The sequence below is a fragment of the Pseudomonas sp. HMSC067G02 genome (assembly GCF_001813485.1).
In the GTDB taxonomy this organism is placed as follows: domain Bacteria; phylum Pseudomonadota; class Gammaproteobacteria; order Pseudomonadales; family Pseudomonadaceae; genus Pseudomonas; species Pseudomonas aeruginosa.
Map to the genome: position 1 here is coordinate 23253 of NZ_KV812624.1, position 19706 is coordinate 42958.

Consider the following 19706-nt stretch of genomic DNA (forward strand, 5'->3'; position numbering starts at 1 on the left):
TTCCTCATGGCGTCGTTCCGTACCCTGGCCGTGGTCGCTTTCTGCGTCGTCCTGGCTGCCTGCAGCAAGATCAACCAGGAAAACTATTCCAAGCTCAAGGCCGGCATGAGCAAGGCCGAGGTCGAGGCGATCCTCGGCAAGCCCACCGAGTGCTCCGGCGCGCTGGGCATGTCCAGCTGCACCTGGGGCGACGAGAAGGCTTTCATCAGCGTGCAGTACGCGGCCGACAAGGCGCTGCTCTTCTCCGGCCAGGGGCTCAAGTGATCGGTCTGCCGATCCGGGTGCTCTGCACCCTGTGGCTGGGCTTGCTGCTGGTCGGTTGCGCGGGCTCGCCGAAGAATCCGCCGGCCACCGAGCAGGTCGACCTCCAGCGCTACCAGGGCACCTGGTACGAACTGGCGCGCTTGCCGATGTTCTTCCAGCGCAACTGCGCGCAATCGGAGGCGCATTACCGCTTGCAGGAAGACCAGAGCATCCAGGTGATCAATCGCTGCCTGACCTTGGATGGCGAGTGGGAGCAGGTGGAGGGGCGGGCGGTCGCCCAGCAGCCGGGACGCACCGACAAGTTGTGGGTGCGCTTCGACAACTGGTTCGCCAATCTCTTCCCCAACGTGGCGCGCGGCGACTATTGGGTGCTGGCGGTGGACGACGACTACCGCACCGCGCTGGTGGGCAATCCGAACCGTGAATACCTGTGGCTGCTGTCGCGTACCCCGCAGGTTTCGCAGCAGACCCGCGAGCGTTTGCTGGAAGAAGCGCGCAGCCGCGGTTACGCGGTGGACGAGCTGATCTGGCGGGTACCCGACGGCCAGTTGAAGCGGAGCCAGTGAAGGAACGCCCCGCCGGGGCGTTTTTTCTTTCCAGCGCCGTTCACGCCTGGCGGCTGGCGTGGGAAGTATCGGCGTTTAGCGCCCGACGGCTCGAACGAGTGGGGCGGATAAGCGCAACGCGGTTATCCGCCGCTGCGCAGGGTCAGTCGAGCAGTTCCCCCAGCACCTGGACGAATGCCCGTGCGCTGCGTTCTTCCCCGGCATGCCGGCCGTCGCGCACCACCCATCTGCCGGCCACCATCACGTCGCGCACCTGGCGGTCGCCGCCGGCGAACAGCCAGCGGTTGAGCAGGGCGTCGCCCTCGGCGCTGGCCAGGTAGGGGTCGTTGCCGTCGAGCACCAGCAGGTCGGCGCGACGGCCCACGGCGAGGCTACCGATCGGCTGCCCAAGGGCCTGGGCGCCGCCAGCCAGAGCAGCGTCGTAGAGCGTGCGGCCGATCATCGGCTGGTCGTCGCGGTACAGCCGGTTGCGTTTCCGGTCGCGCAGGCGCTGGCCGTATTCCAGCCAGCGGAGTTCCTCGACCACGCTGAGCGAGACGTGGCTGTCCGAGCCGATGCCCAGGCGCCCGCCCTGGGCGAGGAAGTCCGTCGCCGGGAAGATGCCGTCGCCGAGGTTGGCCTCGGTGCTCAGGCACAGGCCGGCCACCGCGCCGCTACGCGCCATCGCCGCCACCTCGGCGGGGTCGGCGTGGGTCGCATGGACCAGGCACCAGCGCTGGTCGACCGCGACGTTCTCGTACAGCCATTGCAACGGCCGGCGTCCGCTCCAGGCCAGGCAGTCGTCGACTTCCTTCTGCTGTTCGGCGATATGGATGTGGACCGGCAGGTCGTCGTGGCCGGCGGCGAGGACCGTGGCGATCTGCTGCGGAGTCACCGCGCGCAGGGAGTGGAAGCACAGGCCCAGGGAGTGGCCTGCCGCCTCCAGCGGCGCGCGCAGGCGCTGGAGCAGTTCCAGGTAGGCCTCGCTGCCATTGATGAAGCGCCGCTGGCCCTCGCTGGCCGGCTGGCCGCCGAAGCCTGCGTGACTGTAAAGCACGGGCAGCAGGGTCAGGCCGATACCTGCGGCGCTGGCGGCGCGGGAGATGCGCAGGGAAAGTTCGGCGGGGTCGGCGTAGGAGTGGCCGTTGAGGTCGTGATGGACGTAGTGGAATTCCGCCACCGCGGTGTAGCCGGCCTTGAGCATCTCGATGTAGAGCTGGCAGGCGATGACCTCGATCTGTTCCGGCGACAGTCGAGCGACCATCCGGTACATCAGCTCGCGCCAGGTCCAGAAACTGTCGTTGGGATTGCCGGCGACTTCGGCGAGCCCGGCCATGGCGCGCTGGAACGCGTGCGAATGGAGGTTGGGCATCCCCGGCAGCACGGCGCCGCCGAGGCGTTCGGCGCCGTCGGCGTTGGCGTCGGGACGAATCTCGGCGAGGACTCCGTCCGCGGAAATCTCGAAACGGACATTTCGCGCCCAGCCTTCCGGCAGCAACGCACGTTCAGCGAAAATTGCGGACATAATCAGCTCACACGCAGTCTGTTTTATTTGTATATACATATACAGACGATTAAGCGGTGCGTAAACTCACTTCATCGACGCCTCGACAAGGAGTCTCTCCGTGACGTCCTCTTCTTCCGATCGTTCCCCGCTGGCCTCGCAACTCGGCGAGGTACCGGCGCCGCTCTACGCGCGGGTCAAGCAGATGATCGTCAGCCAGATCCAGTCGGGCGCCTGGCCGCCGCACCACCGGGTGCCGTCCGAGAGCGAACTGGTCAGCCAGCTCGGCTTCAGTCGCATGACCATCAATCGCGCCCTGCGCGAACTGACCAGCGACGGCCTGCTGGTGCGCATGCAGGGGGTAGGAACCTTCGTCGCCGAGCCCAAGGGCCAGTCGGCGCTGTTCGAGGTGCACAACATCGCCGACGAGATCGCGGCCCGCGGGCATCGCCATCGTTGCCAGGTGATCACCCTCGGCGAGGAGGTCGCCGGCCCCGAGCGCGCCCTGGCACTGGACGTGCGCGAAGGCCAGCGGGTGTTCCACTCGCTGATCGTGCACTACGAGAACGATATCCCGGTGCAGATCGAGGACCGCTACGTGAACGCCGCGGTGGCGCCGGACTACCTCAAGCAGGATTTCACCCGGCAAACGCCCTATGCCTACCTGACCCAGGTGGCGCCGCTCACCGAGGGCGAGCATGTGGTCGAGGCGATCCTCGCCGAGCCGGCCGAGTGCAAGCTGTTGCAGATCGAACGCGGCGAGCCGTGCCTGCTGATCCGCCGCCGCACCTGGTCCGGGCGTGTCGCGGTGACCGCAGCGCGGCTGCTGCACCCGGGTTCCCGCCACCGTCTGGAAGGACGCTTCAGCTCATGAGCGAATTCCGCATCCTGCGCGCCGTCGACTACCCGAGAATGCCGTGGAAGAACGGCGCCGGCTCCACCGAGGAGATCGCCCGCGACGGCGGCGACGGCCTGGACGGCTTCGGCTGGCGCCTGTCGATCGCCGATGTCGGCGAGTCCGGCGGCTTCTCCCGCTTCGCCGGTTACCAGCGGATCATCAGCGTGCTGGAGGGCGGCGGCATGCGCCTGCGGGTGGATGGTGCGGAATCCGCGCCGCTACGCGCGCGGCAGGCCTTCGCCTTTTCCGGCGACAGCGAGGTGCACTGCACCCTGCTCGATGGAGCTATCCGCGACTTCAACCTGATCTATGCGCCCCGGCGCCATCGCGCGCGCCTGCAATGGCTGCGGGTCGAGGGCGAGCTGGACTGGCACGGCACGGCGAGCACGCTGCTGCTCTTCGCCCAGCAGGGCGGGGTAGCGATTTCCTTGCAAGGGCAACCTCGCGGGCAACTGGCTGCCCACGACTGCCTGTGCGCCGAGGGACTGCAGGGCTTGCAGCATTGGCGCCTGACGGCACACGAGCCGGCGTGGGTCTGTGCGGTGGAACTCGATTCGCTGTGATTCGCCGGCGCCGCCAGGAAAAAGCGTCTACACCGAAAGGGTAGGCGCTTTTGTCTATCAAAAGAACCAAACGTTATTAATCCAATATTTTTAATGCCTATATAGTTCCGCATGCCGTCCGACTCCAACCGGGAGACCCGCATGCCCCCGCTTCGCCAGATCCTCGCCGTCCTCGCCCTGGGCGCCAGCCTCGCCAGCCAGACCGCCGTCGCGGCGGAATGCCCGTACCCGGGCAAAGTGGTGTTCGCCGGGCTGAACTGGGAAAGCGGCATGTTCACCACCGACCTGTTGCGCTACGTACTGGAAAAAGGCTACGGCTGCGAGACCGACGCGCTGCCGGGCAATACCGTGACCATGGAAAACGCCCTGCGCCAGAACGATATCCAGGTCACCGGGGAGCAATGGGCCGGGCGTAGCCCGGTGTGGCGCGCGGCGGAGGAGGCGGGCGAGGTGTTCTCCGTCGGCGAGACGGTGAAGGGCGCCACCGAGGGCTGGTGGGTGCCGGAGTACCTGGTCAAGGGCGACCCGCAACGAGGCATCGAGGCGAAGGCGCCGGAGTTGAGGTCGGTCGCCGACCTGCCGCGCTACAAGGCGCTGTTCCGCGATCCCGAGGAGCCCGCCAAGGGGCGTTTCTACAACTGCCCGACCGGTTGGACCTGCGAGATCGTCAACAGCCAGAAGCTCAAGGCCTACAGGTTGCAGGACAGCTACACGAACTTCCGCACCGGCACCGGCCCGGCGCTGGATGCGGCGATCAGTGCGGCCTTCCGGCGCGGTGAGCCGGTGCTTTTCTACTATTGGTCGCCGACTCCGTTGATGGGCCGTTTCAAGCTGGTGCAACTGGAAGAGCCGCCGTTCAGCGAGAAGGCCTGGGCCACCCTGTCCGATCCGAAGAACCCCGACCCCATCGGTTCCCGCTCGTTGCCGGCGAAGATCACCATTGGCGTTTCCCGCGATTTCCATGACAAGGCGCCGGCGTTGGTCGAGCTGTTCCGCAAGGTCGAGATCCCCTTGCCGCTGTTCAACGAGCTGCTCGCCGACATGGCGCAGAATCATCGCGAGGTCGGCGAGGTGCGTGCGCAGTTCCTTCGCCAGCATCGCGAAATCTGGAGCCACTGGGTGCCGGCCGAAGTCGCCGCGCGCCTCGATACCTCCCTGAAGTAAGCCTCGCCAGCCTTCATGGCGCACTACCTGAGCGGGCGTCAGCGCACCCTGGTGCGGCGGCTCCAGGATACCTTCCAGGCGCGCAGCGAATGGCCGACCTGGCTGCTGATCGCCTGCCTGTACGGCGGTTGGGCACTGCTCGCCAGCCAGTATCGGCATTGGGGCTGGCCGGTGCTGGCGGGGCTGGTGCCGTTCGCCTCCCTCTACATGTCGTTGCAGCATGAGCTGATCCATGGCCACCCGACCCGCTGGCCGAGGTTCAACGCCGTGCTCGGCTACCTGCCGCTGGCCGTCTGGTATCCCTATCCGCTGTACCGTGACAGCCACTTGCGGCACCACCGCGACGAGCAACTGACCTACCCGGGGCTGGACCCCGAGAGTCGCTACGTCAGTCTGTCCGAATGGCCGCGCCTGGGCTCCTGGCGGCGGCGCTGGCTCTGCCTGGACAAGACCCTGCTCGGTCGCGCCACCCTCGGCCCGCTGCTGGCCCTGGCGGCGATGGCGCGCCTGGAGGGTTCGCGGTTGCGCCAGGGAGAGGGCGCCGCCTGGCGCCTGTGGGGCCTGCATGCCGTGCTGCTGGGCGGGTTGCTGGCCGGGCTTTGGCGCTGGGCGGGTATCCCGCCCTGGCTATACCTGCCGGCGGTGGCCTATCCGGCCCTCGGCCTGAGCATGCTGCGCTCTTTCTACGAGCACCGTCCGGCCCGCGAGCCGGCGCAGCGCAGCGTGCTGGTCGAGGCGGGGTGGCCGTGGCGGCTGCTGTTCCTCAACAACAACCTGCATCTGGTCCACCACGATCTGCCGGGCCTGCCCTGGTACCTGCTGCCGCGCGTGTATAACGCAAGCCGCCGTGCCTACCGGCGACGCAGTGGCGATTTCCACCTGCCCGGCTATGGTCGTCTATGGCGGCGCCACGGTTGGCGGCCGGTGGATGCGCCGGTGCATCCCGAGCATTGAAGGCAGGCGGACGAGAGCATGATCGATACCCCGGTGGTGGCGGCGCTGGACATGTATGTCGAGCCGGACTGCGTCAGGCAGGCCGGCGCAACCTTCATCGGCGAGGTCTGCCGGCGCCTGGGCGTGCGCCGTTACGCGCCGGCCGCCGCCGATCTGGCGGTGCAGTGGCGACAGCCTAACCTGCTGTTCGCGCAGACCTGCGGCTATCCGCTGATGACCCAGTTGCGCGGCCAGGTGGCGGTGCTCGCGGTGCCCAGCTACGACTTGCCCGATTGCGCTCCCGGCGAGCATTGCAGTCTGTTCGTCGCCGCTGAAGGACAGGCGCGCCAGCGCCTCGGCGACTTCCGCAATACCCGCCTGGCGCTCAACGACCACGACTCCAACAGCGGCATGAACCTGCTGCGCCATGCGCTGGCGCCGCTGGGGCGAGACTCGGCGTTCTTCGCCGAAGTGCGCATCAGCGGCGGCCACCTGCGCAGCCTGGCGATGGTGGCCGCGGGTGAGGTCGAGCTGACCTCGGTGGATGCAGTGACCTTCGGCTACCTGCAACGCCACGCACCGGAGCGCCTGGACGGCCTGCGCGTGCTCGGGCGCAGCGCGCCGAGCCCGGCCTTGCCGCTGATCACCTCGCTGCACTGGAGCGCGGCGCAACGCCGCGAGCTGTTCGAAGCGCTGAACCTGACGCTGATCGAGTGCCCGCACCTGGCCGCGACACTGGCGCTGAAAAGCTTCCTCCCGGCCGGCGAGGAGCATTACCGGATTCTCCTCGACTACGAGCGTCAGGCGCAGGGCTGGGGTTACCCGCAATTGCGCTGAACGGTGTTACCGAAGGCCCCAAACCGGTGCGCGCACGCTTCGAACACATGCATCCAGGGCCGTTCCGGCAGGTTCCTTTTTCCGGAGAAGAGGCCACCTTCGCTAATTCTTAACTCCAGAAAAATCAACGTGTTGAATGAGATTCACGGGGGTGTGCAGATATCGCCGGAGGGCGTGACGGCAGAATTGGCCCTTCCTTTGCTTATACTTGTATGTACAAGCATAGATGTGTTCGGTAGACCCAGCCCGACCTCTGCTTCGTCCCCGAATTCAGGCGCACCCTCGCGGGGCGCCGCCCGTTGAACGCCACGCCCAGGAGCCTGCCGTGACCACCCCGAGCAAATTCCGCGATATTGAAATCCGCGCCCCGCGCGGCACTACGCTGACCGCCAAGAGCTGGCTGACCGAAGCGCCGTTGCGCATGCTGATGAACAACCTCGACCCGGAGGTCGCGGAGAACCCCAGGGAACTGGTGGTTTACGGCGGCATCGGCCGCGCCGCGCGCAACTGGGAGTGCTACGACAGGATCGTCGAGACCCTCAAGCAACTGAACGACGACGAGACCCTGCTGGTACAGTCCGGCAAGCCGGTCGGCGTGTTCAAGACCCACGCCAACGCGCCGCGGGTGCTGATCGCCAACTCCAACCTGGTGCCGCACTGGGCGACCTGGGAACACTTCAACGAACTGGACGCCAAGGGCCTGGCGATGTATGGCCAGATGACCGCCGGTTCGTGGATCTACATCGGCAGCCAGGGCATCGTCCAGGGCACCTACGAAACCTTCGTCGAGGCTGGCCGCCAGCATTACGACGGCAACCTCAAGGGCCGCTGGGTGCTTACCGCCGGCCTTGGCGGCATGGGCGGCGCCCAGCCGCTGGCGGCGACCCTGGCCGGCGCCTGTTCGCTGAACATCGAGTGCCAGCAGAGCCGCATCGACTTCCGCCTGCGCAGTCGCTACGTCGACGAGCAGGCCAAGGACCTGGACGACGCCCTGGCGCGGATCCAGCGCTACACCGCCGAAGGCAAGGCCATCTCCATCGCCCTGCTGGGCAATGCCGCCGAGATCCTTCCGGAACTGGTTCGCCGCGGCGTACGCCCGGACATGGTCACCGACCAGACCAGCGCCCATGATCCGCTCAACGGCTACCTGCCGGCCGGCTGGAGCTGGGAAGAGTACCGCGACCGCGCGCAGACCGACCCGGCCGCCGTGGTCAAGGCCGCCAAGCAGTCCATGGCGGTACACGTGCGGGCCATGCTGGCGTTCCAGCAGCAGGGCGTGCCGACCTTCGACTATGGCAACAACATCCGCCAGATGGCCAAGGAAGAGGGGGTGGCCAATGCCTTCGATTTCCCCGGCTTCGTCCCGGCCTACATCCGCCCGCTGTTCTGTCGCGGCATCGGTCCGTTCCGCTGGGCCGCGCTGTCGGGCGACCCGCAGGACATCTACAAGACCGACGCCAAGGTCAAGCAACTGATCCCCGACGATGCCCACCTGCACCGTTGGCTGGACATGGCCCGCGAGCGCATCAGCTTCCAGGGCCTGCCGGCGCGCATCTGCTGGGTTGGCCTGGGGCTGCGCGCCAAGCTCGGCCTGGCCTTCAACGAGATGGTGCGCAGCGGCGAGCTGTCCGCGCCGATCGTCATCGGCCGCGACCACCTCGACTCCGGCTCGGTGGCCAGCCCCAACCGCGAGACCGAGGCCATGCAGGACGGCTCCGACGCGGTGTCCGACTGGCCGCTGCTGAACGCCCTGCTGAATACCGCCAGCGGCGCCACCTGGGTCTCGCTGCACCACGGCGGCGGCGTGGGCATGGGCTTCTCCCAGCACTCCGGGATGGTGATCGTCTGCGACGGTAGCGACGAGGCCGCCGAACGCATCGCCCGCGTGCTGACCAACGACCCGGGGACCGGGGTGATGCGGCACGCCGACGCCGGCTACCAGGTCGCCATCGATTGCGCGAAGGAGCAGGGCCTGAACCTGCCGATGATCACCGCCCAGCGCTGACCTCGGAAACCGCCTCCACGCCGGCGGGGCGTGGGGGCGGCCGCCCACTGTCCCGACCAGGCCACAACAAGAATGGCGGCGCGCGAGCCGCAGCGGAGTACAGCAGCATGACCCAGGGCAGCGACAGCAAGCCACTGATCGAACGGCGCTCGATCGACTACATCCCGGCGAACGAGCGTCACGGTCGCCTCTACAGCCAGTTCACCCTCTGGCTGGGGGCTAATCTACAAATCACCGCCATCGTCACCGGCGCCCTCGCCGTGGTCCTCGGCGGCGACGTGTTCTGGTCGCTGGTCGGCCTGCTCATCGGCCAGCTCCTCGGCGGTGCGGTGATGGCCCTGCACGCCGCGCAGGGGCCGCGCCTGGGGCTGCCGCAGATGATTTCCAGCCGGGTGCAGTTCGGCGTCTACGGCGCCTGCATCCCGATCGCCCTGGTGTGCCTGATGTACCTGGGCTTCACCGCCACCGGCACGGTGCTTTCCGGCCAGGCCATCGGCCAGCTCACCGGGCTCAGCGACAGCGCCGGGATCTTCATCTTCGCCGCCTTCATCGTCCTGGTGACGGTGCTCGGCTATCGCGTCATCCACATCATCGGGCGGATCGCCAGCGTCCTCGGCATCATCGCCTTCGTCTACCTGTTCAGCCGCCTGATGCTGCTCAGCGACATCGGCGATCTGCTCGCCATCCGCCACTTCAGCTGGGCCTCGTTCCTCCTCGCGGTGTCCCTGGCGGCGTCCTGGCAGATCGCCTTCGGCCCCTACGTGGCCGACTATTCACGCTACCTGCCGGCGTCCACCTCGTCGTGGAAGACCTTCCTCGCCGTCGGCCTCGGCTCGGTGCTCGGCGCCCAGGCCTCGATGGTCCTCGGGGTGTTCTCCGCAGCCCTGGCCAACGGCCAGTTCGCCGGCCGCGAGGTGGCCTACATCGTCGGCCTGGGCAGCAGCGGGACCGTCGCCGCACTGCTCTACTTCAGCATCGCCTTCGGCAAGGTGACCATTTCCACGCTGAACTCCTACGGAAGCTTCATGTGCATCGCGACCATCATCAGCAGCGTACGCGGTCAACTGGAGATCACCCGCGTGCAACGCCTGTTCTTCGTCCTCGCGATCGTCGGCGCCTCGACGCTCATCGCGCTGCTCGGCCAGCACTCGTTCCTCGCTGCGTTCAAGTCCTTCATCCTGTTCCTGCTGACCTTCTTCACCCCGTGGAGCGCGGTGAACCTGGTCGACTACTACTTCATCACCCGCGAGCGCTATGACGTGCCCGCGCTGGCCGACCCCGACGGCCGCTACGGTCGCTGGAACCTGCCGGGAATCGCCGTCTATACCCTCGGCGTGCTGGTGCAGATGCCGTTCCTGGCGACCACGCTGTACACCGGACCGATGGTCGAGCACCTCGGCGGCGTGGATATCTCCTGGATCATCGGCTTGCTGGTGCCGGCGGTCCTCTACTACCTGGTGGCGCGGCGCAAGGCCACGCGCCAGGCCCCGGCGCGAATGATCCTGCCGGCCGATCCCGGCGCCTTCGAACGTCCCGCGCACGGGGCCTGAGACGAATTTCCAGGGCGGCGCGGCCGCCTTCAATCCCATGAAACGCCGCTGGCGGACGGCGCTGCCGAGCCCGCCGAACCGAACAAGGAGCCTTCGATGAGCCTGCATCTGAAACCCGGCCAGCTGACCCTGGCCGACCTGCGCCAAGCCTACCTGGCCCCCGTGCGCCTGAGCCTGGATCCCAGCGCCGACGCGCCGGTCGCCGCCAGCGTCGCCTGTGTCGAGAACATCATCGCCGAGGGCCGCACCGCCTACGGCATCAATACCGGTTTCGGCCTGCTGGCCTCGACGCGGATCTCCCCGGCCGACCTGGAGAAGCTCCAGCGCTCCATCGTCCTGTCCCATGCCGCCGGCGTCGGCGAGGCGCTGGACGACGCCATGGTGCGGCTGGTCATGCTGCTCAAGGTGAACAGCCTGGCGCGCGGGTTCTCCGGCATCCGCCGCAAGGTGATCGACGCGCTGATCGCGCTGATCAACGCCGAGGTCTATCCGCACATCCCGCTGAAAGGCTCGGTGGGTGCGTCCGGCGACCTGGCGCCGCTGGCGCACATGTCGCTGGTGCTGATCGGCGAAAGCCGGGCGCGCCATCGCGGTGAGTGGCTGCCGGCCGCCGAGGCGCTGGCGGTGGCCGGGCTGGAGCCGCTGACCCTGGCGGCGAAGGAAGGCCTGGCCCTGCTCAATGGTACCCAGGTGTCCACCGCCTACGCGCTGCGCGGGTTGTTCGAGGCCGAGGACCTGTTCGCCGCCGCCACCGTCTGCGGCGGGCTCAGCGTCGAGGCCATGCTCGGTTCGCGGGCGCCGTTCGATGCGCGCATCCACGCCGCGCGCGGCCAGCGTGGGCAGATCGACGTGGCCGCGGCCTATCGCGACCTGCTCACCGCCAGCAGCGAGGTGGCGCGTTCCCATGAGAAGTGCGACAAGGTCCAGGACCCCTATTCGCTGCGTTGCCAGCCGCAGGTGATGGGCGCCTGCCTGACCCAGATGCGCCAGGCCGCCGAGGTGCTGGAGATCGAAGCCAACGCGGTGTCCGACAACCCGCTGGTATTCGCCGCCGAGGGCGACGTGATCTCCGGCGGCAACTTCCACGCCGAACCGGTGGCGATGGCCGCCGACAACCTGGCCCTGGCGTTGGCCGAGATCGGTTCGCTGTCGGAACGGCGCATCTCGCTGATGATGGACATGCACATGTCGCAGTTGCCGCCGTTCCTGGTGGCCAACGGCGGGGTCAACTCCGGCTTCATGATCGCCCAGGTCACCGCCGCCGCGCTGGCCAGCGACAACAAGGCCCTGGCCCATCCGGCCAGCGTCGACAGCCTGCCGACCTCGGCCAACCAGGAAGACCACGTGTCGATGGCGCCGAACGCCGGCAAACGGCTCTGGGCGATGGCCGAGAACGTCTGCGGGATTCTCGCCGTGGAATGGCTGGGCGCCTGCCAGGGCCTGGACTTCCGTGAGGGCCTGAAGAGTTCGCCGAAGCTGGAGCAGGCTCGCCGCCTGCTGCGCGACAAGGTGCCGTACTACCAGGAGGATCGCTTCTTCGCCCCTGACATCGAGGCCGCCAGCCAGTTGCTCGCCAGCGGTTGCCTGAACGCGCTGCTGCCGGCCCGGCTGTTGCCGAGCCTTTGATACCCGCCCCCGGCCGCTCGGCCGGGGCGCTCCAGCAAGAACAACAACAGGAGAGCCGAGGGATGACGCACGACACGGGGCTTCGGCGCGGGCTGAACGCCCGTCATATTCGTTTCATGGCACTGGGGTCGGCGATCGGCACCGGTCTGTTCTACGGTTCCGCATCGGCCATCCAGATGGCCGGGCCGGCGGTGCTGCTGGCCTACCTGGTCGCCGGCGCGGCGGTGTACATGGTGATGCGCGCGCTCGGCGAGATGGCGGTGCACGAGCCGGTGTCCGGCTCGTTCGGCCATTACGCCAGCAGCTATCTCGGCCCCCTGGCCGGGTTCGTCACCGGCTGGACCTACGCTTTCGAGATGATCATCGTCTGCCTCGCCGATGTCACCGCGTTCGGCATCTACATGGGGTTCTGGTTTCCCGACGTGCCGCGCTGGATCTGGGTACTGTCCATCGTGCTGTTCATCGGCGGGCTGAACCTCTGCCATGTCAAGGTCTTCGGCGAGCTGGAGTTCTGGCTGTCGCTGGTCAAGGTCGGCGCCATCGTCGCGATGATCCTCGCCGGGCTCGGCATCATGTTCTTCGGCTTCAGCCTGGACGGCGCGGCGACGTCCGCCACCGGCGTGCACAACCTGTGGCAGCACGGCGGCTTCCTGCCCAACGGCTGGGCCGGGCTGGTCGCCTCGCTGTCGGTGGTGGTGTTCGCCTTCGGCGGCATCGAGATCATCGGCATCACCGCCGGCGAAGCGCAGGACCCGCAGCGGGTGATCCCGCGGGCGATCAATGCGGTGCCGCTGCGCATCCTGCTGTTCTACGTGCTGACCCTGTTCGTGCTGATGGCGATCTTCCCCTGGCAGCAGATCGGCAGCAACGGCAGTCCCTTCGTGCAGATCTTCGACGGCCTGGGGATCGAGTCGGCCGCGGCGATCCTCAATGTCGTGGTGATCACCGCGGCGATCTCGGCGATCAACAGCGACATCTTCGGCGCCGGTCGCATGCTCTACGGCATGGCCCGCCAGGGCCAGGCGCCGGTCGGCTTCTCGCGGGTGTCGCGGCACGGCGTGCCGTGGATGACCGTGTTGCTGATGGCGGTGGCCCTGCTGCTCGGCGTGGCGCTGAACTACCTGATCCCGCAGAGCGTATTCCTGCTGATCGCTTCCATCGCCACCTTCGCCACCGTGTGGGTCTGGCTGATGATCCTCCTGGCCCAGGTCGGCATGCGCCGGCGCATGGGGCCGCGCCAGGTCGCCGCGCTGAAGTTCCCGGTGCCGCTGTGGCCATTCGCGCCGGCGGCGGCGATCGTCTTCATGCTGTTCATCTTCGTGGTGCTCGGCTATTTCCCGGACACCCGCCCGGCCCTGTGGGTCGGGGCTATCTGGATCGCCGTGCTGGTGATCGCCTACCGGCGCTGGGTCAGGCCGAAGGGCGATGCCGCGCATGGCGTGCTTCAGGCCCAGGGAGGGCTGTGACGGAACCGACGGCGGCCTGAGCCGCCGGCCAATAACAACGATCGAGGCCGTTCCCCCGGGCGCGGCCCGCAGGTTTTCCAACTGCCTTTCCCAATCGTGCATCTGGAGCGTCGAACCATGCGATACAAGAAGTCGATGTTGAGTGTTCTCTGTGCCTTCGGCCTGCTCGCCGCCGCGGCGGGCGCCCAGGCGGAAGGCTGGTGCGAGTCCGGCAAGGCGGTGAAGTTCGCCGGGCTGAACTGGGAGAGCGGGACCCTGCTCACCGAGCTGATGCAGTTCGTCCTGGCCAAGGGCTACGGCTGTACCACCGACAGCCTGCCGGGCAACTCGATCACCATGGAGCAGGCGCTGAGCACCAATGACATCCAGGTCTTCGCCGAGGAGTGGATCGGCCGCAGCGACGCCTGGAACAAGGCCGCCGCCGCCGGCAAGGTGGTCGGCGTCGGCGAACCCATCGTCGGCGCGGTGGAGGGCTGGTACGTGCCGCGCTACGTGATCGAGGGCGACCCGCAGCGCAAGCTCGAGGCGAAGGCGCCGAAGCTGCGCTCTATCGCCGACCTGGCGCAGTACGCCGAGGTCTTCCGCGACCCGGAAGAGCCGGGCAAGGGACGCTTCTACAATTGCCCGGCCGGCTGGACCTGCGAGCTGGAGAACAGCGAGATGCTGAAAAGCTACGGCCTGGAGGAGACGTTCACCAATTTCCGTCCGGGCACCGGCCCGGCACTGGACGCGGCGGTGCTGTCGAGCTATCGGCGCGGCGAGCCTATCCTGTTCTACTACTGGTCGCCGACGCCGCTGATGGGCCGCGCCGACCTGGTGCGCCTGGAGGAAAGGCCCGGCGTCGACAAGCGCATCAGGATCCAGGTCGGCCTGTCGCGGACCTTCCACGACCAGGCGCCGGAGCTGGTGGCGGTGCTGGAGAAGGTCAACCTGCCGGCGGAGCTGCTGAACAGCGACCTGGCGCGGATGGCCAAGGACAGGATCGATGCAGCGCGCCTGGCGCGCGAGTTCCTCAAGGAGCACCCCGAGGTCTGGCACGCCTGGGTCGACGAGGACGCGGCGAAGAAGATCGAAGCGGCACTCTGAACCCACGACCGACGAGAGCAGACCATGTTTCCCGAACGCCTGACATTTTCCATCGCCGACTGGGTCAACGCTTGGGTCGACGCCCTGGTGACCAACTACGGCGACCTGTTCCGCAAGATCTCCGACACCCTGCTGTGGGCCATCGTCAACCTCGAAGGGCTGCTCCGCGCCACGCCCTGGTGGCTATTGCTGGCGATCGTCGCGGCGATCGCCTGGCACGCCACCCGGCGCCTGCTGCCGACCCTGGTGATCACCGGCCTGCTGTTCCTGGTCGGCGCCGTCGGCCTCTGGGACAAGCTGATGCAGACCCTCGCGCTGATGCTGGTGGCGACCTTCATCTCGGTGCTGATCGGCATCCCCCTGGGCATCCTCGCCGCGCGCAGCAACCGCCTGCGCGCGGTACTGATGCCGCTGCTGGACATCATGCAGACCATGCCCAGCTTCGTGTACCTGATCCCGGTGCTGATGCTGTTCGGCCTGGGCAAGGTGCCGGCGATCTTCGCCACCGTGATCTATGCCGCGCCGCCGCTGATCCGCCTCACCGACCTGGGCATCCGCCAGGTCGACAGCGAGGTGATGGAGGCGGTCAACGCCTTCGGCGCCAACCGCTGGCAGCAGCTGTTCGGCGTGCAGTTGCCGCTGGCCCTGCCGAGCATCATGGCGGGGATCAACCAGACCACCATGATGGCCCTGTCGATGGTGGTGATCGCTTCGATGATCGGCGCCCGCGGCCTCGGCGAAGACGTACTGGTGGGCATCCAGACGCTGAACGTGGGCAAGGGCCTGGAAGCCGGCCTGGCGATCGTCATCCTCGCGGTGGTGATCGACCGCATCACCCAGGCCTACGGCCGTTCCCGGCACGAGACGAGCAAATGAGCGGTGCGCAGATGAACAAGATCGAAGTGAAGAACGTGTTCAAGATCTTCGGCCCGCGCGCCGATGCCGCGCTGGCGCTGATCCGCCAGGGACGCAGCAAGGCCGAAGTGCTGGCGCAGACCGGCTGCGTGGTCGGCGTCAACGACCTGTCGCTGACCATCGGTGCTGGCGAGATCTTCGTGATCATGGGCCTGTCGGGTTCCGGCAAGTCGACCCTGGTGCGCCATTTCAACCGCCTGATCGACCCCACCAGCGGCGAGATACTGGTGGATGGCGAGGACATCCTGCGCTACGACATGGAAGCCCTCCGGCAATTCCGCCGGCGCAAGATCAGCATGGTGTTCCAGAGTTTCGGCCTGCTGCCGCACAAGAGCGTGCTCGACAATGTCGCCTACGGCCTGAAGGTTCGCGGCGAAAGCCGGGCGCAGTGTCACGAGCGGGCCCTGCACTGGATCGCCACGGTGGGCCTGAAGGGCTACGAGAAGTCCTATCCGCACCAGCTTTCCGGCGGCATGCGCCAGCGCGTCGGCCTGGCCCGCGCGCTGGCCGCCGACACCGAGATCATCCTCATGGACGAGGCCTTCAGCGCCCTCGACCCGTTGATCCGCGCGGACATGCAGGACCAGTTGCTGGAACTGCAGAAAACCCTGCACAAGACCATCGTCTTCATCACCCACGACCTCGACGAGGCGGTACGCATCGGCAACCGCATCGCGATCCTCAAGGACGGCCAACTGATCCAGGTCGGCACACCACGGGAAATCCTCCACCAGCCGGCCGACGACTACGTCGACCGCTTCGTCCAGCGGCGGGTGGCGAACCTATGAGCGACCTACCGAGCGTCGTGTTCGGCGACGGTCCGCTGCGTTGGCAGGAACTGGTCGCGGTGGCCCGGCACGGTGCGCGCCTGGAACTGTCGGCGGCGGCCTGGGCACGGATCGACAACGCCCGCGCCATCGTCTGCCGTATCGTCGCCAATGGCGAGCGTGCCTACGGCATCAGTACCGGCCTCGGCGCGCTGTGCGACGTCCTGCTGGAAGGCGAGCAGCTCGCCGAGCTGTCGCGCAACACCTTGCTCAGCCATGCCTGCGGGGTCGGCGAGCCGCTGCGCGACGAACAGACCCGGGCGATCATCTGTGCCGCCGTCGCCAACTACAGCCAGGGCAAGTCCGGGCTCGACCGTTCGCTGGTGGAAGGGCTGCTGGCGCTGCTCAACCACGGGATTACCCCGCAGGTGCCGGCCCAGGGCTCGGTGGGCTACCTGACCCACATGGCGCACGTCGGCATCGCCCTGCTCGGCATCGGCGAGGTCAGCTACCGCGGCAGCGTCGTGCCGGCCGCCGCCGCGTTGGCGGCGGAAGGCCTGGCGACGGTGCGCCTGGGAGCCAAGGACGGGCTCTGCCTGGTCAACGGCACGCCGTGCATGACCGGCCTCGCCTGCCTGGCCCTGGACGACGCGCAGCGCCTGGCGCAGTGGGCCGACGTGATCGGGGCGATGAGCTTCGAGGCCCTGCGCGGCCAACTGGCGGCGTTCGACGCCGAGATCGTTGCGCTCAAGCCGCATCCCGGGATGCAGCGGGTCGCCGCCAATCTGCGGGCCTTGCTGGCTGGCAGCCAGGTGCTGGAGAACGCCCGCGGCATCCGCACCCAGGATGCCCTGAGCATCCGCTCGATACCGCAGATCCATGGCGCCTGCCGTGACCAGTTGGCCCACGCGGCGCGGCAGATAGAGACCGAACTCAACTCGGCCACCGACAACCCGCTGCTGCTGGGTACGCCGGAGGCCTACCGGGTGGTATCCCAGGCCAATCCCCACGGCGAATCGGTGGCGATGGCCGCCGACCTGCTGGCGATCGCCGTGGCCGAGCTGGGCGGGGTCGCCGAGCGGCGCCTGGATCGCCTGGTCAACCCGCTGGTCAGCGGCCTGCCGGCGTTCCTGGTGGGCAAGCCGGGAGTCAACTCGGGGATGATGATCACCCAGTACGTCGCCGCCTCCCTGGCCGGCGAGAATCGCCAGCTGGCGCAGCCGGCGGTGGTCGACAACTTCGTCACCTCGGCGCTCCAGGAGGACCACCTGAGCCTCGGCACCAGTGCCGCGCTCAAGCTTGGCAGGGCCCTGGAGAACCTCCGGCGGATCCTCGCCATCGAGTACCTGCTGGCCGCCCAGGCCTTCGAATTCCTCGCCCCGCAACGCTTCGGCCAGGGCACCGCGGCGGCCTGGGGCATCCTGCGCGAGCGCGTGCCCGCGTACGACACCGACCGCTGGCTGGCTCCCGACATCGCCAGCGCGGCGGCCATCCTCGGCGAACGGAAGAGTCTCGCCCGGCTGGCCGCGAGCATAGGAGACCTGCAATGAAACGACTCTGGCAGCATTGCCATGCCGCCACCCTCAAGGGCGGCAAGTACTCGATCGTCGAGGACGCCGCCCTGGTCACCGACGGTCCGCTGATCCACTGGATCGGCCCGCGCGCCGAACTGCCGCCCGACGACTACGCCGAACGCATCGACCTCGATGGCGCCTGGCTGACCCCGGGGTTGATCGACTGCCACACCCACGCGGTGTTCGGCGGCAACCGCAGCGGCGAATTCGAGCAGCGCCTGGAGGGCGTCAGCTACGCCGAGATCGCCGCCGCCGGCGGCGGTATCGCCAGCACCGTACGCGCCACCCGCGAGGCCAGCGAGGAAGAATTGCTGGCCAGCGCGCGCAAGCGCCTGGACCCCTTGCTGCGCGACGGCGTGACGGCGCTGGAGATCAAGTCCGGCTACGGCCTCGACCTGGCCAGCGAACGCAAGATGCTACGAGTCATCCGCCGCCTCGGCGAACGCCTGCCGGCGACCGTGCGCAGCACCTGCCTGGCCGCCCATGCGCTACCGCCGGAATACGCCGGGCGCGCCGACGACTACATCGAGCATATCTGCTCGACGATGCTCCCCGCGCTGGCCGGAGAGGGACTGGTGGACGCGGTGGACGCCTTCTGCGAGCACCTGGCGTTTTCCCCGGCGCAGGTCGAGCGGGTATTCATCGCCGCCCGCGAGCTGGGCCTGCCGGTGAAGCTGCACGCCGAGCAGCTATCCTCGCTGCACGGTTCCAGCCTGGCGGCGCGCTACCGGGCTTTGTCGGCCGACCACCTGGAGTACATGACCGAGGACGACGCCCGCGCCATGGGCGAGGCGGGCACCGTCGCGGTGCTGCTGCCGGGCGCCTTCTACCTGCTGCGCGAGACCCAGCTGCCGCCGATCGATGCCCTGCGCCGGCACGGCGTGGCCATGGCCATTGCCAGCGATCTCAATCCCGGCACCTCGCCGGCGCTGTCGTTGCGCCTGATGCTGAACATGGCCTGTACCCTGTTCCGCCTGACCCCGGAGGAGGCGCTGGCCGGTGTCACCCTGCACGCCGCCCAGGCGCTGGGGCTGGAAGCCCGCCACGGCAGCCTGGAGGTCGGCAAGCTGGCCGACTTCGTCGCCTGGGACATCGAGCGTCCGGCGGAGCTGGCCTACTGGCTGGGCGGCGATCTGCCGAAACGCGTCATTCGCCACGCCGAGGAGGTATACCGTGGATGAAGTCCTGAGTTTCAAGCGCGGCCGCGTGCCGCTACTGATCAGCATGCCGCACCCCGGCACGCGCCTGACCCCGGCGGTGGACGCCGGCCTGGTGGAGGAGGCGCGGGCGCTGACCGATACCGACTGGCACATTCCCCGGCTCTACGATTTCGCCGAGGAACTGGGCGCCAGCACCCTGGCTGCCCACTATTCGCGCTATGTAGTCGATCTCAACCGCCCTTCCGACGACAAGCCGCTGTACAGCACCGCCACTACCGGCCTGTATCCGGACACCCTGTTCGACGGCCGGCCGCTCTACCGCGAAGGCATGGCGCCGTCTGCCGAGGAACGCATGCGCTACCTGGCCGAAGTGTGGACGCCCTACCACCGGACCATCGCCGAGGAACTGGCGCGGCTGAAGGCCGAGTTCGGCTACGCGCTGCTCTGGGACGCCCACTCGATCCGTTCCCACGTGCCGCACCTGTTCGACGGCCGACTGCCCGACTTCAATCTCGGCACCAACGCCGGCGCCAGTTGCGATCCAGCGCTGGCGGCCCGCCTGGAGGCGGTCTGCGCTGCCGCCGAAGGCTACAGCCATGTGCTCAACGGGCGCTTCAAGGGCGGCCACATCACCCGCCACTACGGCCAGCCGGAGCAGCACGTCCATGCCGTCCAGTTGGAGCTGGCGCAGTGCACCTACATGGACGAGCAGGCCCCGTTCGCTTACCGCGCGGACCTCGCCGAAGCGACCCGCGCGGTCATCCGCGAACTGCTGGAAAGCCTCCTCGCCTGGGGGCACGAGCGCTACGCCTGAGGCGCTCGGAGGCGGCGGACGCCTGGCCGTCCTGG

General features: G+C 68.0%; 18 protein-coding genes. 17 read left to right on the top strand and 1 reads right to left on the bottom strand.

Annotated elements, in window-relative coordinates:
* The first annotated feature begins 6 nt into the window (after nt 1-6).
* Together bamE and HMPREF2914_RS02555 are read left to right on the top strand one after the other, a co-directional pair.
* Nucleotides 7-264 (top strand): outer membrane protein assembly factor BamE domain-containing protein, encoded by a 258-nt coding sequence (gene bamE, locus HMPREF2914_RS02550; RefSeq protein WP_003095983.1) that lies wholly within the window; start codon nt 7-9, stop codon nt 262-264.
* Nucleotides 261-830 carry a lipocalin family protein gene (locus HMPREF2914_RS02555; protein ID WP_003110174.1) on the top strand — a complete coding sequence of 190 codons (570 nt, stop codon included), beginning with the start codon at nt 261-263 and terminating at the stop codon, nt 828-830. Before bamE ends, HMPREF2914_RS02555 begins: the two co-directional genes overlap by 4 nt.
* A gap of 142 nt (nt 831-972) precedes the next feature.
* Here HMPREF2914_RS02555 and HMPREF2914_RS02560 read toward each other — a convergent pair whose 3' ends face one another.
* Entirely contained in the window at nt 973-2334 is a 1362-nt protein-coding gene (locus HMPREF2914_RS02560) for a formimidoylglutamate deiminase (RefSeq protein WP_023092713.1), read from the bottom strand.
* Nucleotides 2335-2434: 100 nt separating this feature from the next.
* On the opposite strand from HMPREF2914_RS02560, the gene hutC reads away from it, so the two are divergent.
* The 15 genes from hutC to hutG all read left to right on the top strand — a co-directional run bounded on the left by hutC (nt 2435) and on the right by hutG (nt 19671).
* Entirely contained in the window at nt 2435-3187 is a 753-nt protein-coding gene (hutC, locus tag HMPREF2914_RS02565) for a histidine utilization repressor (protein WP_003095970.1), read from the top strand.
* Complete coding sequence (locus HMPREF2914_RS02570) at nt 3184-3774, top strand: HutD/Ves family protein (protein WP_003095969.1); 591 nt, start codon at nt 3184-3186, stop codon at nt 3772-3774. Before hutC ends, HMPREF2914_RS02570 begins: the two co-directional genes overlap by 4 nt.
* Nucleotides 3775-3915: 141 nt before the next feature.
* On the top strand, nt 3916-4938 hold the full coding sequence (locus HMPREF2914_RS02575; protein WP_003101766.1) for an ABC transporter substrate-binding protein: 1023 nt from the start codon (nt 3916-3918) through the stop codon (nt 4936-4938).
* Between the two features lie 15 nt (nt 4939-4953).
* A complete protein-coding gene (locus tag HMPREF2914_RS02580) occupies nt 4954-5892 on the top strand; it encodes a fatty acid desaturase (RefSeq protein ID WP_003141830.1) in 939 nt (312 codons plus the stop codon).
* Between the two features lie 18 nt (nt 5893-5910).
* Nucleotides 5911-6708, top strand: coding sequence for a phosphate/phosphite/phosphonate ABC transporter substrate-binding protein (locus tag HMPREF2914_RS02585; RefSeq protein ID WP_023085826.1), 798 nt, complete (start codon nt 5911-5913; stop codon nt 6706-6708).
* Between the two features lie 325 nt (nt 6709-7033).
* Nucleotides 7034-8713 carry a urocanate hydratase gene (gene hutU, locus HMPREF2914_RS02590; RefSeq protein WP_003095958.1) on the top strand — a complete coding sequence of 560 codons (1680 nt, stop codon included), beginning with the start codon at nt 7034-7036 and terminating at the stop codon, nt 8711-8713.
* 107 nt (nt 8714-8820) lie between these two features.
* Nucleotides 8821-10263, top strand: a complete 1443-nt coding sequence (locus tag HMPREF2914_RS02595; RefSeq protein WP_003095954.1) for a purine-cytosine permease family protein — start codon at nt 8821-8823, stop codon at nt 10261-10263.
* 96 nt (nt 10264-10359) lie between these two features.
* Nucleotides 10360-11889 (top strand): histidine ammonia-lyase, encoded by a 1530-nt coding sequence (hutH, locus tag HMPREF2914_RS02600; protein WP_023092712.1) that lies wholly within the window; start codon nt 10360-10362, stop codon nt 11887-11889.
* Between the two features lie 62 nt (nt 11890-11951).
* Nucleotides 11952-13355 (top strand): amino acid permease, encoded by a 1404-nt coding sequence (locus HMPREF2914_RS02605; RefSeq protein WP_003141829.1) that lies wholly within the window; start codon nt 11952-11954, stop codon nt 13353-13355.
* Nucleotides 13356-13472: 117 nt separating this feature from the next.
* Nucleotides 13473-14441, top strand: coding sequence for an ABC transporter substrate-binding protein (locus HMPREF2914_RS02610; protein ID WP_022581078.1), 969 nt, complete (start codon nt 13473-13475; stop codon nt 14439-14441).
* Nucleotides 14442-14465: 24 nt separating this feature from the next.
* Entirely contained in the window at nt 14466-15317 is an 852-nt protein-coding gene (locus tag HMPREF2914_RS02615; RefSeq protein WP_003095946.1) for an ABC transporter permease, read from the top strand.
* Complete coding sequence (locus tag HMPREF2914_RS02620) at nt 15314-16144, top strand: quaternary amine ABC transporter ATP-binding protein (RefSeq protein ID WP_003135837.1); 831 nt, start codon at nt 15314-15316, stop codon at nt 16142-16144. The genes HMPREF2914_RS02615 and HMPREF2914_RS02620 overlap by 4 nt, the downstream gene beginning before the upstream one ends.
* Entirely contained in the window at nt 16141-17673 is a 1533-nt protein-coding gene (hutH, locus tag HMPREF2914_RS02625) for an HAL/PAL/TAL family ammonia-lyase (protein WP_003101754.1), read from the top strand. Before HMPREF2914_RS02620 ends, hutH (HMPREF2914_RS02625) begins: the two co-directional genes overlap by 4 nt.
* Nucleotides 17670-18878, top strand: a complete 1209-nt coding sequence (hutI, locus tag HMPREF2914_RS02630; protein WP_022581077.1) for an imidazolonepropionase — start codon at nt 17670-17672, stop codon at nt 18876-18878. The genes hutH (HMPREF2914_RS02625) and hutI overlap by 4 nt, the downstream gene beginning before the upstream one ends.
* The gene (gene hutG, locus HMPREF2914_RS02635) at nt 18871-19671 is read left to right on the top strand and encodes an N-formylglutamate deformylase (protein ID WP_003117997.1); all 801 of its coding nucleotides are present in this window, start codon (nt 18871-18873) and stop codon (nt 19669-19671) included. The genes hutI and hutG overlap by 8 nt, the downstream gene beginning before the upstream one ends.
* The last annotated feature ends 35 nt before the right edge of the window (nt 19672-19706 follow it).